Below are 16782 nucleotides of genomic sequence, written 5' to 3'. Positions count from 1 at the left end.
GGCCTTGAAGCCGAGCCCGTGGGCGAAACCGGCATCCGATGCTCCTGCACAACACAGCGGCAAGTAGGCAATCGAATCCGTCGATAGTGTTGACTAGCCTGGCAACACCAGTTGAGCAGGCCTTGCCAGCTGCCTCCTTGTTGAAGGGTTACGACGCTGTCTACCGCACCGGAGCTTTCGACCTTGACAACCACTGCTTCCATCGCGGCGGCAGGGGCGGGGTTTCACTCTCTGTACCGCCACGGGTTCGCTCGCGTTGCCGCTGTCACGACGCCCTCAACGGTCGCCGACCCGCTGGCCAACGCCGCAACCGTTATCGAGGCTGCGCGCCGCTGTGACGCTCAAGGCGTTGCTGTGGCCGTGTTTCCGGAATTGACCCTGTCCGGTTACGCCATAGACGACCTGCTCGGCCAGGACGCACTGCTCGATGCGGTCCAAGACGCGCTGGACGCGGTGCTGGCCGCAACCAAGAACATGCTGTCCGTTCTGGTGGTGGGCGCGCCACTGCGGCATCAGATGCGACTGTTTAACACCGCGGTATTGATCCACCGAGGTGAAATCCTTGGTGTAGTACCAAAAATCCACTTACCGAACTACCGCGAGTTTTACGAACGACGGCAATTCGCCTCCGGGCACGGCGTGCGAAGCGAAGAGATTCTGCTGAGCGGCGTCCCCACGCCGTTCGGCACGGACCTGATCTTCGAAGCGTTGGACGTACCTGGCTTGTCCGTTGGTGTGGAAATCTGCGAAGACATGTTTGTCCCGACCCCGCCATCGAGTGGGCTGGCATTGGCCGGTGCCACTGTCTTGGTGAACCTCTCGGGAAGCCCCATCACGATCGGACGGTCACAGACGAGACATCTGCTGTGTCAAACACAATCGATGCGATGTTTGGCCGCCTATGTGTATGCCGCTGCTGGACAGGGCGAATCAACGACTGACTTGAGTTGGGACGGCCAGACCAGCGTGTACGAGAATGGGGTCCTGCTTGCCGACGGCCAGCGTTTCCCCACTGAAACGGCAGTGACGGTCGCCGATGTCGACCTTGAGCTATTGAGCGGGGAACGGGCCCGGATGGGAACGTTCGAAGACAACCGCCGCGTGGTGGGGACAGCGCACACCTACCGCCGCGTTCCTTTCACGCTGGCGCCGCCCACCCGAGATCTCGGATTCGCCAGGGCCGTTGAACGTTTTCCGTTTGTGCCGGCCGATAGCGCGCGGCTCGCCCAAGACTGTTACGAGGCCTACAACATCCAGGTTCATGGGCTGCTGCAACGGCTCAAGGCGACGCGGACCAGCAAGGTGGTGATCGGCGTTTCCGGCGGCCTTGATTCCACCCACGCCTTGATCGTCGCGGCCCGCGCCATGGACATGCTCGGCGAACCCCGGACCAATATCTTGGCCTATACGTTGCCGGGGTTTGCCACCGGCGCAGCGAGCAAGGCGCATGCGCATGCGCTCATGGATTCGTTGGAAGTGACGGCGGGGGAGATCGATATCCGGCCCGCGGCCAAACAACTGCTTGCCGATCTGGAACATCCATATTCTGAGGGCGTTGAACAATACGATGTCACGTTCGAGAATGTGCAGGCGGGCCTGCGCACCGACTACCTTTTCCGTCTCGCCAATCATCACGGCGGAATGGTGCTGGGAACTGGCGACCTCTCGGAGGAGGCTCTGGGGTGGAGCACCTACGGCGTCGGCGACCATATGTCGCACTACAACGTCAACACAGGAGTGCCGAAAACTCTTATCCAGCACTTGATTCGATGGGTAGCTGACACGGGCGAATTTGCCGATGCCGTTGGTCAGATTCTGCGCTCGGTACTGGACGCGGAGATTTCGCCCGAGCTCATTCCCGTCAAGGATGGGCAGACACCGCAGAGTACCGAGGCGGCGATTGGCCCCTATGAATTGCAAGATTTCAACCTGTACTACACGCTTCGATTCGGCTTCAAGCCGTCAAAGATCGCGTTCCTGGCAGCCCACGCGTGGGGCGACACGACACAGGGGGACTGGCCCAGCGGATTCCCGACCGAACGCAAAAACAGCTACGAATTGGTGGTGATCCGTCGATGGCTCGTAGTGTTCGTCAGCCGATTCTTCGGCTTCAGCCAGTTCAAGCGGTCCGCGATGCCCAACGGGCCGAAGGTATCCGCCGGTGGCTCGCTGAGCCCCCGTGGTGACTGGCGGGCGCCGTCGGATGGCAATGCGCGAGTGTGGCTCGACGAGATAGAGAGAAATATTCCTATCGACTGATGACTTCTCAGGGCCAGCAGACATTCCGCAGTCGAGAATGACCGGAGCCCGGATTTACCGAGGCGCCATCCGGAGTGCACCGTCCATTCGGACCGTCTCCCCATTGATGTAGTCGTGTTCGATCAAAAACAGTGCGAGCGCCGCATACTCATCCGGCCGCGCGAGCCGTCGCGGAAATGGAACACCGGCCGACAGACTAGCCCGGAATTCTTCGGATATTGTTGCCAGCATGGGAGTTTCGACGATTCCCGGAGCGATGGTGTTGACCCTGATCCCGTATTGGGCCAAGTCGCGCGCAGCCGGCAGGCACAGCCCGACAACTCCGCCTTTGGACGACGAGTATGCAGCCTGTCCGATTTGACCTTCGTAAGCCGCCACACTCGCGGTGTTGATGATGACTCCACGGGCTCCATCCACCAGAGGTTCTGTGGTGGCGATCGCTTCGGCTGCAAGCGCTGTGACGTTGAAAGTCCCCACCAAGTTGATCTGGATGACCTTGGCGTAGAGCGCGAGGTCATGGACACCCTTTTTGCCGAGAATACGCATGGAAGGTCCGATACCCGCACAGTTCACCACTGTTCGCAGGGGCAGCGAATCCGCTGCCGCGGCATTGACCCCCGCCTGGACTTGTTCAATATTCGTGACGTCAACCGCGAGGTAGTGCACACCCTCGAGATGGTCCGCGGTGTCTAATGCACTCGCGACATCGAACCCGAACACCTGTGCACCCGCCCCCGCGAGGGCTGCTGCCGTGGCGGCGCCCAATCCGGACGCGGCTCCGGTGACGATGGCGGCGGTATTTACCAGCTGCATAGTTACTTCTCCTTGAGTGGTCCGATGTGTCTGGGCGGCTTTCTGGAGTGCACGCCCCGGATTTGCTCCGCGATACTTGCCTCACCGTACGCGCCGGATCGGGTGTCAGGCAGAGCGAAGTTCGTCGGTGTTAGGCTGCGCGAGCCCGTGAGGGCAGTGCAGTGTGCCGTGGCTGGCGCGATGGCAGGCCAGCGAACACCAGTGGGTGCTAGCTGTTCTTTTGTAGCGCTATCTGCGGTGCCAACAATTTATCGAAGAACACCAACTCGTGCGGGGTGGACAGCGCCATGAATGCGAAAATGCCCGTCATGCCAGCCGCCGTAGCAACCGCGGTAGGTTCGCGTCAGTGGAGAATTGAAGACGTCAGGAAGGTTGATCTAGGTAGGTCGTCACTGCCTCGCTTCCGCTTTGAGTGGGAGCTGACGCATGTTTCGAAGGCGTACAACGTGCTCCTCTCTTCGGACGAGAACGGCGACCGCCACGGCGAGGCAACGGTGCTCGAAAACGGGAGGGCGAGCACGCTGGACGGCGACCGTGAGCTCATGGCTATGATCGTCGCCCTAGGCGATGAGCACTAGGGAACCTGTCTGTGAGACGTCACGCCAGCACCAGCATGCTGATGCCCGCCAACACGATTGCGGATCCAAGAAGCCGCCGCGCAGGCCGAGGTTCCTTCAGCACCAGCCACGCCAGCAAACTGCCAACCACGATGCTCGTCTCCCTCGCCGGAGCCACGATGGCGACGGGAGCGAGCTTCATTGCCTCCAGTACCAGAATGTAGGCCAACGGTGAAAGTACGGCCACCACGGTGATCTCACGCCAGTAGCTGCGGACCATGGCCCTGGCTGCAGCCCTACTGCGCCAGGCGCCAGGGGCGAGCATCATCGACTCCAGGACCAGCCCGAGGGCAAAATATGGCAGTGGCGCGATCCCGAGATCGTTGACGACGTGGTCATCCCACAGTGTGTAGGTGGCAATGGTGAGGCCGGTCATTACTCCCCAAATAACCCCCAACTTGGCCGACTTGGCCGAGCTCGCCCGTCGGCCCGTTGCGACCACCAGAATGCCGATGATGATGATTGCTGCGCCGGCGATCGAAAACGAGGAGAGTCGTTCTCCCAGAAAGACAATGGCCACCACCATCGTGACAATGGGACCTGTTCCCCTGGCAAGTGGGTAGACGACATTGAGATCACCGACGGCGTAGCCATGTTGAAGAGTCAACGAGTACAAAGTGTGAAAGCAAGAGGTCAGCAAACCCGCCAAAACCCAGGTCAGGTCAGGCTGAAGATGTTCGCCCCACGACCACGCCACCGCGATCGGTACCCACAGAACTGCTGCGCCCGCCACCGTGAGCCAGACGAACAGGACCGGGTTCTCGCTGACGCGCTTCGCGGCGAAATTCCATAGTGCGTGGCACAGGGCAGCAATGAGAATGAGAACGAGCACCTGGCCGGACACAGAATCACACGCTAGCCGATGAGGACGAGGGGCCCACCAGCGGTAGCCGAGCCACTCGCGGGGATTGAAGCAGCAAGTAGCCGACGGTCCGGGCACGCATGGGTTCTGTGGGGGACATTCATTCTGTGGTGCGCGTCTACAGGCTGATGCGATGATAGCTGCGACAAATTCCGCCTCTACAGCGGACTTTGTCGCAGCTATCTTGCGTTAGAACAATTTACTTGTAGCGCAGTGGGCCGCTTCTGTGATGGAAACTCCCAGTTTACTGCTGGTGGTTCGGATTGGAGTTGCGACGACGGACTGCTAGCAGCAGGAGGCCACCCGCGCCCAGGAGGCCGGCGGCTGCTCCCAAGAAGGGGCCGGTATTTGCGCCAGTGCTAGCAAGACTTTCCTTGGCAGGGGCCTTGGAAGGTGTGCCAGCAGCCTTGGTCGGCGTAGACGCAGTACCGATCACGTTGGTGGAAGAAGAACTTGGTGCGGTGCCGGTCGACTGAGTGGGGGTGACACGAGTCAGAATTCCGTCAGAGCCAAGTACTTCGTAGCTACCGTCACTGTTGGTACTCGGCGCGGTGAGCGGCGGTGCAGTGACGGTAGTGGTGACGGGCGAGCCGATCACTGTGGTCGGAACCGTGACCGTAGTGGTGGTGGGCGAGCCGATCACTGTGGTCGGAACGGTGACGGTAGTGGTGGTGGGCGAGCCGATCACTGTGGTCGGAACGGTGACGGTAGTGGTGGTGGGCGACCCGATAACTGTGGTGGGAACGGTGACGGTAGTGGTCACAGTCGTCGGCGGAGCAACTGCGAGGTCAACCCCGAAATCCCAGCTCTTGCAGTTGAAGGTCAGTGAATCCAGTCGGCCCTGGAACTTGACTCCAGAACCGACGGAGAACCCGAATCCAACAACCTGAGCGGAGGGGTTAGCTGCAAGGTAGGCGTCCAATGGCGCGTAAGAGTTGTACCCCAAGCCAGCCGGCACCCCGAAGGCTTGGTTCGACCACCAGTTGTTGCCGTAGAAGTCAGGCTCGCCGACCAGGACGCCATCAGGTGTGCCGTTACCGTCTTTGTCGACGAACAGCTGGAAGCCAGGTCCGGTAGCTCCAAGTACCTTATCGACCACCAACGACGGCTCGCCCACCTGGGACAGTGGCACTGGAGTGCTCAGGGGTTTGTAGGAAGCAACCTTTGACGTGCTGCCGGAGTCTTCCGTTCGGATGTGGAGACCGCCGCGCGACATCCATCCGTAGGAGCCATTTGCTCGGGTTTCGTACCCCGGCGTGAAGAAGTTGAAGCCATCCAGTGCCGAAGGCCGGATGGTGGTGGGAGCTGCGACGGATGTGCAGGCGGGAATGGTCTCGCTGGCGTTCGCGGTACCGGCGGCAACGAGCCCGACAAGTGCGAGTGCTGCTGAGCCGAGAACGGCGGTAATTGCCGGGAATCTCACGGTGTAATCCTCCAGTGCGTTGTGCGTGATACTCGCCCTGCGGTGGGCAAAATCGCAGGCGCGGTTTCAGGAACCTATATTTGTGAGGCCCCCCGCGACTAACAATCCATCACTACTTCGGACATCATGTCACTAAAGGTGGCGTCTGCGATACCCAGAGTGTTGAAAAAACTAGGTGCTCCCCACTGCAATCGGGGAGCACTCATCCAAGAGCACCCGGGTAATTCAGATGCATTCCAGAACGGGTCCGGAGTTTCGCTTACTCGTCAACAACCTTGCGTAACACCATGATGGAGCGTGCGGCGACAGCAAAAGCTTCTCCGACGGTGAGCACTGAGGCTTCGACCGCTTCCTCAGCCTCCGAGGTGTCTATTTCGCGGATCCATTGCGTGCCCGCCCCGATATCGGGCAGCACGAATTCCAAGAACTCGTAATGGCCATTGAAGAGGACAAAGAACGAATCGTCGGTGACGTGTTCGCCGCGGGCATCGGGTTCTGCGATGGCCTCGCCGTTGAGGAATACAGCCACCGACTTGATATGGCCGGTGTCCCAGTCGTCCTCTGTCATCCAGTCGCCGCCGGGGGTGAACCAGCCAATATCGCTCAAGCCTTGGCCTTTGAGTCCGCGGCCCTGGAAGTGCCGCCTGCGCCGGAAGACCGGATGTGCGTGCCGTAGTGCGGCGAGCCGTTCGACGAACGCCGTCAGCGGCGCGAACTCGGCTGCTCGGTCCCAGTCAATCCAGGACAGCTCATTGTCCTGGGCGTACACATTGTTATTTCCTTGCTGAGTGCGGCCTAATTCGTCGCCATGTAACAGCATCGGGACACCCTGGGAGAGAAAGAGTGTCGTCAGCATGTTCTTCTTCTGCTGTTCGCGCAGCGCCTTAATCTCCGGGTCGTCCGTGTCCCCTTCGACACCACAGTTCCATGACGAATTGTTGCTCTCGCCGTCATTGCCGTCTTCGCCGTTGGCGTCATTGCGCTTCTCGTTGTAGGACACCAGATCGTGCATGGTGAACCCGTCGTGTGCGGTCACAAAGTTGATCGAGGCGTGCGGACGTCGGCCATCCTGCTCATACAGGTCAGCGGATCCGGTGAACCGCGAAGCGAACTCCGCAAGTGTTGAATCCTCACCGCGCCAAAAGTCCCGAACCGTGTCGCGGTACTTGCCGTTCCACTCTGTCCACACCGGCGGGAAACCACCAACGTTGTAACCGTTCTCGCCGATATCCCACGGCTCGGCAATAAGCTTCACCTGGCTGATCACCGGATCTTGCTGCACGAGGTCGAAGAACGCGGAGAGTCGATCCACTTCGTGAAACTGGCGGGCCAAGGAGCTGGCAAGGTCGAAACGAAAACCGTCGACGTGCATTTCGGTAACCCAGTACCGCAGCGAATCCATGATCATCTGCAGCACGTGCGGATGCTTCATCAACAACGTGTTGCCGGTGCCGGTGGTGTCGTAGTAATGCGCGCCATCGCCGTCGACAAGCCTGTAGTAGGCGGCATTGTCAATTCCACGGAAGGACAGGGTTGGCCCTAACTGGTTGCCCTCGGCCGTGTGGTTATAAACAACGTCAAGGATGACCTCGAGGCCCGCTTCGTGCAGCGCCTTGACCGTGGCCTTGAACTCCTGCACCTGCTGGCCGCTGTGGCCCTGGGAGGAGTAGTCGTTGTGCGGAGCGAAGAATCCGATCGTGTTGTAGCCCCAGTAGTTCGTCATACCGCGGTCTGCCAAGTGGCTATCGTGCACAAACTGGTGGACGGGCATCAGTTCGACGGCGGTAATGCCGATTCGCTTGTAATGCTCGATCATGACCGGGTGGGCCAGCGCCGCGTAGGTGCCGCGGATGTCTTCGGGGATTCCTGGATGGGTTTCGGTCAGACCCTTAACGTGAACTTCGTAGATCACCGTGTCCTGATAGGGAGTGCGGGGGTGGCGGTCGTTGTCCCAGTCGAAGTACGGGCTGATCACGACCGACTTGCTCATGTGGGGGGCAGAGTCCTCGTCGTTGAAGGAATCTTCTTCACCCCAGGTGTAGGAGAAGCAGGCCTGCGCCCAATCGATGTTGCCGTCGATCGCCTTGGCGTATGGGTCAAGGAGCAATTTGCTGGGATTGCAGCGATTGCCGCTCGCCGGGTCGTAAGGTCCGTGCACCCGGTAGCCGTACAGCTGCCCAATACCAACAAGGGGGAGATAACCGTGCCAGACAAAGGCATCTCGCTCTGTCAAGTCGAACTGCGTTTCCACACCGTCGGCGTCGAACAGGCAGAGCTGGACCCTTTTGGCCGCCTCGGAGAACACGGCGAAGTTGGTGCCCGTTCCGTCATAAGTAGCGCCGAGGGGGTAAGGGGTGCCCGGCCAGACCCGCTGGGTGGCGCTCATGCGGTGGCCTGGGTACGGGGTGCTGCGAAGCAATGACGCGTCATCAACTAAATCTCATCTCATTCATTGGTTTTGGCGCCGCACAATCTGCGACCCTGCGCACGCCCTGTGCCCCAGCTTAAGGCGTGACAAACCACCGCGGGTCTGACCAGGCGACGAGGTCGCAAGCTCACCCCCGGTAGTTTGCGACGGACTGGATCGGTCAGGGCTGCCAGACGGGGTAGCTTTGATGCTCACGTCGTAGCGGCATTACCCGGCAATCAACCATGTGGAGACTTGTGCCCGACCCAGCAGTTATCAGCAGCGATCCAGCGCCGGTGCAGCGCGATCGACATGGAGGTTTCGAGCAGGCCCAGATGGACCCGAAGGCGCAAGAGCAGATTGCTCTGAGCCGGATGTACGAGCGGCTTGCTCAGATGCGCGCCGAGGCGGTCACACACCGAGATGACGCCAGATTTTCCTCCGACGGCACGCCCGCGGGTCGATTCAACCGAGACGCGCTGCAGCACCGCTATTCTCAACAGATTTCCGCGTTTACGGCAGCTGAGGCCAAGCTGGCCTTCGGCAGGCTCGACACCGATGACGGCGAATCGCTGCACATCGGGCGGATGGGTTTGACAGACGGCACCACGGAGCGACGCCAACTCCTTATCGACTGGCGGGCACCCTCCGCGGCGCCCTTCTATACCGCGACAGCAATGAACCCACTGGGCGTGCGACGGCGACGGCATATCCGGACCAAACGAGACCGTGTCGAAGCGGTGGCGGATGAATATCTGCAGGCCGACGCGCAGGCCGTGGCCCGTGACGATCTCGGATCAGCCGGTGATTCCGCGTTGCTCGAAGCTCTGAATGCCCCGCGGACCGGGCGGATGGGTGACATTATTGAAACCATTCAGGCCGAGCAGGACCGGATCATCCGGTCCGACCGCAACGGGGTGCTTGTCGTACAAGGCGGGCCGGGGACTGGGAAAACCGTGGTGGCGCTGCACCGCGCGGCGTACCTTCTCTATACGCACCGTGAAAGACTCGGTGGGCACGGCGTTCTCGTCATCGGCCCCAACCAGACCTTCCTGTCCTATATCGGCCAGGTACTGCCGAACCTCGGCGAGTCGTCGGTGGTGCTGGCGACCATGGGGACGTTATTTCCCGGCGTGAATGCGCGGCTGCCCGAGGCGGGACCCACCGCCGAGATCAAGGGGCGCCTGTCGATGTCCAAAGTCATCGACAACGCGGTGCTGCATCGGCAGATACTTCCGAAGCGCGCCATCGCCTTTACCTATGACCGCGGCCGACTCCGCCTGGAACCGTCGTTGCTCATCAAGGCCCGACGACAGGCGTGGGCCTCCAGGCTGCCTCACAATAGAGCGCGGCAGATATTCCTTCGGGTGGTGCTCGATGGTTTGGCCAAGCAAGTGGTCGGCAGGCCCGGAGTGAAGCAAATGGAGGAATACGCAGGAGGGGCCGACTACGCCGAGATCCGGAAGGAGATGGCGGCAGACCCGGCAGTGCACGAGGCCCTCGCGGGTCTTTGGCCCCCGCTGACAGCGCCGGAGCTACTGAGCGAACTGTATTCGTCGGTGCGGCGCATCTGTTTTGCAACCCCGGGGTGGCCGCAGCGGGATCGAGACCTGTTGCATCGCACCGAACCTGACGCGTGGACCGCGGCCGACGTGCCGTTACTTGACGAAGCCGCAGAGCTTTTAGGTCCCGTCGGAAGCGTGGACCGCGCGCAGGTGCAAGCCCGCGCTGAAGAGCTGGCCTTCGCCGAGAAGACGCTGGATGCAATGAATTCCTCCCAATCGGCAGAAGCGGATCTGGGCATTAACTTCACGCTCGGCATGGTCACAGCGGAGCAGCTCGCAGTGATGAATGAGGAGGAGGCAGCCTACCTCAGCACCGCCGATCGAGCAGCAGCGGACCGTGAGTGGACTTACGGCCACGTAATAGTTGATGAGGCACAAGAGCTTTCACCATTGGCTTGGCGCATGGTCATGCGCAGATGCCCGATGCGGTCGATGACGTTGGTAGGGGACGTGGCCCAAACGTCGGATGCCGCCGGCACGTCGTCATGGGCGAAAGCGATGAATCCGCATGTGCGTGATCGCTGGCGGCTGGAGGAGTTGACGGTGAACTACCGCACGCCGGCGGAAATAATGCAGGTGGCCACGCCCGTGTTGGCTGCTATCGCTCCGACGCTCACGGCCCCCATCTCTGTGCGTACCAGCGGGTTCGCACCATGGACGCTACGCGTGAGCGAAACGGAATTACCACGCGCCATTGCCGCCGCGGCTGCTCGCGAACTGCAGTCCTACAGCGAGGGACAACTGGCCATCCTGGTAGCGCCGGGGCAGCAGCATTCTGTGCTGACCGCAGTGCGAGCCCTGGTGCCGCACGCCTCGGCGATGGCCGGCCTTGGCCACCGGGTGGTGGTGCTCGAGGTGGTGAGCGCCAAGGGCTTGGAATTCGATTCGGTGCTGCTGATCGAACCCGCTGACATCATTGCCGACTTGCCCAACGGGTTGTCCGATCTGTACGTTGCGCTCACTCGGGCCACCCAACGGCTCGGCATCCTGCACGCCCAAGATTTGCCCGAGGTGCTCGCTACGGCAACCTGATAGCTCGCAGCGCCTGCCCGGATGCCTGAATGTGTTGTTTACGCAGCCCATCTTTTCTCGTCGCCGAACGCCTCGACCAGTGAAGAGATACGGTCCCATAGCGATGCCGCAACGATCCGTTCTTCAAGGGCGTGCGCGCCGGCGCCCCTCGCGCCGAGGCCGTCGACCGCTGCGATGTCAAGACCCGCCATCGCGTTGGTGTCGGCGGCCCCGCGGGCTGGGCTGCCCGGCACCTGCCCGGGCAGCAGGCGCGCGCCGAGTTCGGTGTCGCGAGGATGCGGGGACCAGGCCGGACGGTGCGACTCGATGACGACCTCGACACCGGCGCCGAGGCGAATGGGAGCCAGATTTAACAGCGCTGGCACAAGCACATCTTCTTCATCTTTTCGGGCAAAGCGGAGGCCGATCTGCGCGCAAGCCTGGCTGGAGACAACATTGGTCTTGCCCGGTGCCTCTACCGATCCCACGTTCAGTAATACGAGGTGCTCAGGATCAGTGGCTGCTGCAACCATCGATCGAATGACGAGGAGCTGGTCGACGAGCTCATCGATGGCAGAGATCCCACGCTCGGCATCCAACGCAGCGTGCGCCTCTCGTCCTGTGACCCGCACTCGCAGTCTGGTGCTGCCGAACCTGCCGATCTTTAACCTGCCGTCTGGGTGTGGGGACTCGAAACCGACTGCGCTGGAGCATCCGATGGCAGCCTCCTCGAGCATTACGCGCGAGTGGGTGGATCCTGTCTCCTCGTCGGGGGCGACGAAGATCCGCAACGGTGGATGGCCCGAGCCGGCCCCGCGAAGGCATTCGATAACGAACTCGATGATGACGAGGCCAGATTTCATATCGAAGACGCCGGGTCCCCAAATCACGCCCTGCTCGTCGTGGGACCACCGCATCCGTGACCCAAGTGTGCTCATTGGCCACACGGTGTCGGAATGGCCGATGAGCAGGATTGGAGCCAGCCCAACGCCCCACCCTCGACCCGGTAAATCGCCGACCAGAACCGGACCGCCGGGAGTTTCGCGGACAGTTACGGCGATGCCCAGATCTTCCCATGTTGATTTCAGGAGACCGACGAAACCCTGAAGTGCGGGGATATCGCCGCTGGGGGACTCGTGCTCCACGAGCCGTTGAAGTCGCCCGATCACCCGGTGCTGAAACTGGGCGTCGATTACGGCTAGGACCGGTTCGCTCATGTCTGCCACCTTCGATGTTCGATCCGTAACCCACTGGTGATGATCACGTGCGGTCCACTCAAGCACACTCCACGTGTCCAAGCTCTCAAACTGTAAACTTCTGTTACAAATAATTGTAGACAGATCTTGATATGCAGGTCATTAGCAGCCTAGTGTCGATTATATGGACGCTATTTCCGCTCAGAATTCTCTCGTGGCTGCTTCACCCGCCGCTGAGCTGAGGCCGCTCACCGAGCGTCAGGAGTTCGAACAGGCTTCTTCCCTCTACCAGCGGGTGTTTCACTACACCGAGCAGTTCACGTTGAACACCAAGCTGATGCGGTCCCTCATGTATGCCGGAGGTACCGCGGTCGGTGCTTTCAGCGACGAAAAGGTCCTCATCGGATTCGTCTACGGGTTTCCCGCCATCGATAATGCGACGCCGTACCTGTTCTCGCAGGCGGCATGCGTCGATGCGGAATGGCAAGGCCGGGGGGTGGGGCGAGCCCTGAAGCACGCCCAGATGGATCAGGCTCGCCGCGGTGGGTTCACGTCGATGAGGTGGCCTTACGATCCAATGAACACCCGCAACGCATTCTTCAATCTCAGCAGGCTGGGCGCGCGCGCCCGGTGGTTCAAGCCAGACTTCTACGACGATGGGCACTCCGACCGACTCATTGTGGAGTGGGATGGCGTGGAGTGGGATGGCGCGGAGTGGAATGGCGTGGAGTGGAATGGCGCGGCAAAGGATGGCTCGGCAAATCAGCCTGTCATTACTGCCTCGATTGACAGCGCACCCGCATTGTTCGGTCAGGTGCAGCAGCTCGATGCCTCCCGTGCGGCGATCACCCTCCCCGCAGGGCCTCAGGCGCCGGAAGACACCCGACCTCTGGTGGCTGGATCCTTGCGGCGCGTACTGGAGGCTGGCTACGCAGCGGTGCAGTGCGTCCGGGTGGCTCCGGGCGTGTTTGCCTATCTCTGCCAACAGGATTCCGTATGAAAGCCGCCAGCGCCGACACCCCTGCCCTGCGGTACGACGACCGCCTCCGCCGCCGGTCCTCGGCCGAGTTGCTGCGCGGTCAGCTGGTCACCGCCGAGCGAACAAATGTGCTGGCGGCGCTGACAAGCATCGATACCGACCCCGCTGTGCTTGCCGCGGCGGTCAGCCTGGTCGCGGCGCGCCGGCGCACCGTGGTCGGGGTGGGGCGCAGCCACATCCATGCACAACTCTTCGAGCACTCTCTTCGCGCAGCCCTCGGCGGTGTCACAGTTCTCGGGGTCGATCTCGAGGAGTCGGTCGACGCGCTGACCGACTTCGGTAGCACCGATTGTCTCGTTGCCTTCTCATTTCGGCGCTACCGCGGACACACCATCTCCGTGGCGGAGATCGCCGCGCGAGCGGGCGCAAGCGTGGTGGCCATCACCGACGCCGCCGAATCGCCCATCGCGGAGTTCGCCAGTTCCGTCATCGTGGTACCCACCGAGGGTGGATCACACCTGGATTCGCCTACGTCGATCACACTCGTGGGTCACGTGCTGTCTACCCTCGCCTCCGCCCGGGCGAAGGGCGCGCGTCGTCGCCTGGGCGCGCGCGAACTCCTCGAAGAGCAGCTGCTCGACTACACCGTTCGGCCATCGCAGGGAGATGCTTAATGCGCGTCACACAGGTCGATCTTTTTCCCGTGGCGCTGCCACTTGTTCATGAATTCGAGACCAGCTCGCACCGCAAAGCGTCGATCGAACACATCCTTGTCCGGTTCACCGACGAGTCGGGGGAGTGTGGCTGGGGCGAGATCGCCTCCCCCAGCGATCCTTACTATTGCGCCGAGACTGTCGAAACCGCGCAGCTCATCGCTGCGCGGTACCTGCGGCCATTAACGCTGGACTACGAGTGGCGCGAACCCCACGAGCTCGCCACCAGATTGAACCAGGTGCGGGGCCATGAGTTCGCCAAGGCAGGCTTCGATATTGCAGCCTGGGACCTGTTCTCGAGGTTGCGCGGTGTTTCCCTGTCGAAGGCGTTGGGGGGAACGCGTAGTCAGGTCGCTGCGGGGGTGTCCCTGGGGATCGAACCCACCATCGACGCGCTCTTGGGGCAGATTCAGCACCACGTGGATGGCGGATATTCGCGCGTGAAATTGAAGATCAAGCCCGGCTGGGACGTCGAGCCGGTCCGGGCCGCACGCGCAGGGTTCCCGAATGTGCTGCTGCATGTTGACGCTAATGGGGGCTACTCACCCCACCGTTCGTCGGTGGATCATCTAGCCAAGCTCGATGCCTTTGACCTCGCCATGATTGAACAACCTTTTGCCGCGCGGGAATTCGTGGCCCACGCCAACCTGCGCCAAGCCATCGCCACGCCCGTCTGTTTAGACGAGTCAATCGTGGATCTGGGGGATCTACGCACCATGATCGCGCTCGACGCTGGCACCGTTCTTAACATCAAGGTCTCCCGGATGGGCGGACTGACTGCTGCACTCACCGCTTATGAGTTGGCTACGGCCGAGGGCATCGCAGTCTGGTGCGGCGGAATGCACGAGTTCGGAGTGGGCCGCGCCGCGAATATCGCATTGTGCTCTCTGGCCGGTTTTGACTACCCCTCCGATGTCTCGGGTTCGGATAAGTACTACGCCCTGGATGTGATCGAGCCGGCGGTCGTGGCAGAAGCTGGGGTGGTGCAGGTGCCCCTCGGCGCGGGAATTGGGCACGACGTGATCTTTTCTCGCGTGGACCAAGCGAAGGCAGGTGCCTGAGATGACGGATTTCACCGAGCCAGGCCCGGCTGCTTCGCCGCGGGTTCCCGTGTCCCTGCTCGTGGTCGTGAACTCGCCCCGCAGTGGTCCGGGCACCCTGCTGCCACGATTGAATGCCGCCGGCGCGACGACCACAGTGTCGGTCACGGCCGACATTCCCGATACTCCTGACGGCTATGACGGAGTGATCCTCCTCGGAGGTGGTTTGCTGCCCAGCGAGTTCGAGAAGGCGCCGTGGTTGGCGGCGGAGCGGCTGCTCGCCTCTCGGTGTCTCGCCCAAAATGTTCCATTGCTAGGCATCTGCTTGGGAGCGCAACTGCTGGCGGAGGTGGCGGGAGGAACTGTGACGGGCAGGTTCGGGGTGCCCGAACGCGGAACTGTGCTGGTCCGTCAGCGAGCAGAGGCGGCTGAGGATGCGCTGCTCACGGGTGTGGAATCCGAGTTCGTCGTGTTGCAAAACCATCAAGACCAGATCACGGCCTTGCCAGCGGACGCGGTGCATCTTGCTGAAAACGACAATTGCGCGGTCCAGGCCTTCCGGGTCGGGGATCTCGCGTGGGGTGTTCAATTCCATCCGGAAGCGCCGATCGGACGCCTTGCGCAGTGGGACGCGGCCTCCCTTGCCGCCGAGGGGATGGACCTTTCAGCACTGCAAGAGCAGGCGGCGCGAGACGAACCTCGCTTGGAGGCAGCAAGTTCCAGGCTCGTCAATAACTTTGTGGGCATCGCGGCAGAGCGGGCATCCTCGCGCAAGATCCGCGTCATCGACGGGCATAACGATCTCCCTTGGGAGATGCGCGAGGGTGGAATCGGCGCGGAGCGCTTTTCGACTGGGATCCCGGAACGGCACACGGATCTAGCGCGCATGCGCGCTGGTGAGATGGGTGCACAGTTCTGGTCGGTCTGGGTGCCCGATGGCACACCCGAGCCTTTCGCGGTGATCACCGAACAGATCGCCCGCGTGCGCGAGGTTATTGAACACGCTCCGAACGCCCTCGCGTTCAGCCCCTCTGCGCGGCAGGTAAGAGAAGCGATTTCCCGCGACGAGATCGGTTGCTTGATCGGAGCCGAGGGCAGCAACGTGCTGGAGGGTCGGATCGAGAATGTGGCCGAGCTCGCCCGCGCGGGCATGCGCTATATGACGCTTACCCACAACGAGAGCACCATGTGGGCAGACTCCGCTACCGGCCAAAAGCTGCACAACGGCCTGAGTGAGAAGGGGGCGATGCTCGTCGCGGAGTTGGAGCGGCAGGGCGTTCTGGTCGATCTGTCCCACACGTCGGCGTCGACAATGCACGATGTGCTCGACGTTGCGAAGGTTCCAGTGATCTTCAGCCACTCCTCCAATTACGCACTGACGCGCCACGACCGCAACGTTCCCGACGGCGTACTCCGCCGCCTCTCGGCAAATGGGGGAGTGCAGATGATTACCTTTGTCCCGCAGTTCGTTTCTGAGACCTATCGCACCTCCGGAGCGCGTAAACGCGCCGCGGGGCAGCCGTATTCACCGGCATATCTGGCGGATGTTGCCGACCATATCGAGCACTCGTGTGATGTGGTGGGCATTGCCCACGTCGGGTTGGGCGGGGACTTCGATGGGATCTCCTCGACCCCCCAGGGGTTGACAGATGTGTCCTCCTATCCGGCGCTGCTCGCGGAATTAAGGCGCCGGGGCTGGTCTGCCGCCGAGCTTTCCGCATTGGCCTCGGACAACATCCTCCGCGTCCTTCACATCACTGACTCCGCATTCGAGCGCGCTCGCAACCGACATCCCCTATAAGCAAGGAAAATCGCTGCACAAAAGAGCTGTACATGTCACGACATTCACCCTAGATTGAACCCAATTCAAAATCAGATTTAAAAACCTGGAGAAAAC

The 16782-nt window shown here is 61.5% G+C and carries 12 protein-coding genes; 7 read left to right on the top strand and 5 right to left on the bottom strand.

The window, feature by feature from the left end:
- Positions 1-183 precede the first annotated feature (183 nt).
- Entirely contained in the window at positions 184-2259 is a 2076-nt protein-coding gene (locus EH165_RS08775) for an NAD(+) synthase (RefSeq protein ID WP_239020504.1), read from the top strand.
- 54 nt (positions 2260-2313) lie between these two features.
- Here the strand turns inward: EH165_RS08775 and EH165_RS08770 are convergent, their stop codons facing one another.
- The gene (locus EH165_RS08770; protein ID WP_124799125.1) at positions 2314-3072 is read right to left on the bottom strand and encodes an SDR family NAD(P)-dependent oxidoreductase; all 759 of its coding nucleotides are present in this window, start codon (positions 3070-3072) and stop codon (positions 2314-2316) included.
- 308 nt (positions 3073-3380) lie between these two features.
- On the opposite strand from EH165_RS08770, the gene EH165_RS08765 reads away from it, so the two are divergent.
- A complete protein-coding gene (locus tag EH165_RS08765) occupies positions 3381-3650 on the top strand; it encodes a hypothetical protein (RefSeq protein ID WP_124799124.1) in 270 nt (89 codons plus the stop codon).
- Positions 3651-3669: 19 nt separating this feature from the next.
- On the opposite strand, the gene EH165_RS08760 is transcribed toward EH165_RS08765, so the two are convergent.
- The 3 genes from EH165_RS08760 to glgX form a co-directional block, all read right to left on the bottom strand.
- Positions 3670-4533 carry a DMT family transporter gene (locus EH165_RS08760; RefSeq protein WP_124799123.1) on the bottom strand — a complete coding sequence of 288 codons (864 nt, stop codon included), beginning with the start codon at positions 4531-4533 and terminating at the stop codon, positions 3670-3672.
- Positions 4534-4795: 262 nt separating this feature from the next.
- Positions 4796-5974 (bottom strand): LPXTG cell wall anchor domain-containing protein, encoded by a 1179-nt coding sequence (locus tag EH165_RS15435; protein WP_164479168.1) that lies wholly within the window; start codon positions 5972-5974, stop codon positions 4796-4798.
- A 259-nt stretch (positions 5975-6233) separates the two neighbouring features.
- On the bottom strand, positions 6234-8360 hold the full coding sequence (glgX, locus tag EH165_RS08745) for a glycogen debranching protein GlgX (protein ID WP_124799121.1): 2127 nt from the start codon (positions 8358-8360) through the stop codon (positions 6234-6236).
- A 278-nt stretch (positions 8361-8638) separates the two neighbouring features.
- Between glgX and EH165_RS08740 the strand changes: the two genes are divergently transcribed.
- On the top strand, positions 8639-10978 hold the full coding sequence (locus EH165_RS08740) for a HelD family protein (RefSeq protein WP_239020503.1): 2340 nt from the start codon (positions 8639-8641) through the stop codon (positions 10976-10978).
- A gap of 38 nt (positions 10979-11016) precedes the next feature.
- Here the strand turns inward: EH165_RS08740 and EH165_RS08735 are convergent, their stop codons facing one another.
- Complete coding sequence (locus EH165_RS08735) at positions 11017-12174, bottom strand: M20/M25/M40 family metallo-hydrolase (protein ID WP_124799120.1); 1158 nt, start codon at positions 12172-12174, stop codon at positions 11017-11019.
- Between the two features lie 193 nt (positions 12175-12367).
- Here EH165_RS08735 and EH165_RS08730 point away from each other — a divergent pair, with 193 nt between their 5' ends.
- The 4 genes from EH165_RS08730 to EH165_RS08715 are packed head-to-tail and all read left to right on the top strand — an operon-like array spanning position 12368 to position 16686.
- Positions 12368-13153 (top strand): GNAT family N-acetyltransferase, encoded by a 786-nt coding sequence (locus EH165_RS08730; RefSeq protein ID WP_164479167.1) that lies wholly within the window; start codon positions 12368-12370, stop codon positions 13151-13153.
- Positions 13150-13806, top strand: coding sequence for a MurR/RpiR family transcriptional regulator (locus EH165_RS08725; protein ID WP_124799118.1), 657 nt, complete (start codon positions 13150-13152; stop codon positions 13804-13806). Before EH165_RS08730 ends, EH165_RS08725 begins: the two co-directional genes overlap by 4 nt.
- Positions 13806-14906, top strand: a complete 1101-nt coding sequence (menC, locus tag EH165_RS08720) for an o-succinylbenzoate synthase (RefSeq protein ID WP_124799117.1) — start codon at positions 13806-13808, stop codon at positions 14904-14906. The genes EH165_RS08725 and menC overlap by 1 nt, the downstream gene beginning before the upstream one ends.
- Before the next feature lies 1 nt (position 14907).
- On the top strand, positions 14908-16686 hold the full coding sequence (locus EH165_RS08715; protein WP_124799116.1) for a membrane dipeptidase: 1779 nt from the start codon (positions 14908-14910) through the stop codon (positions 16684-16686).
- Positions 16687-16782: the final 96 nt, after the last annotated feature.

The sequence above is a fragment of the Nakamurella antarctica genome (assembly GCF_003860405.1).
Taxonomy (GTDB): domain Bacteria; phylum Actinomycetota; class Actinomycetes; order Mycobacteriales; family Nakamurellaceae; genus Nakamurella; species Nakamurella antarctica.
Note: the sequence above shows the minus strand (reverse complement) of the source record. Positions and strands in the feature narration are given on the sequence as shown.

Coding starts and splice junctions, on each gene's coding strand:
- EH165_RS08715 (WP_124799116.1), top strand. CDS start 14,908: ATGACGGATTTCACCGAGCCAGGCCCGGCTGCTTCGCCGCGGGTTCCC.
- glgX (WP_124799121.1), bottom strand. CDS start 8,360: ATGAGCGCCACCCAGCGGGTCTGGCCGGGCACCCCTTACCCCCTCGGC.
- EH165_RS08735 (WP_124799120.1), bottom strand. CDS start 12,174: ATGAGCGAACCGGTCCTAGCCGTAATCGACGCCCAGTTTCAGCACCGG.
- menC (WP_124799117.1), top strand. CDS start 13,806: ATGCGCGTCACACAGGTCGATCTTTTTCCCGTGGCGCTGCCACTTGTT.
- EH165_RS08765 (WP_124799124.1), top strand. CDS start 3,381: ATGCCAGCCGCCGTAGCAACCGCGGTAGGTTCGCGTCAGTGGAGAATT.
- EH165_RS08725 (WP_124799118.1), top strand. CDS start 13,150: ATGAAAGCCGCCAGCGCCGACACCCCTGCCCTGCGGTACGACGACCGC.
- EH165_RS08770 (WP_124799125.1), bottom strand. CDS start 3,072: ATGCAGCTGGTAAATACCGCCGCCATCGTCACCGGAGCCGCGTCCGGA.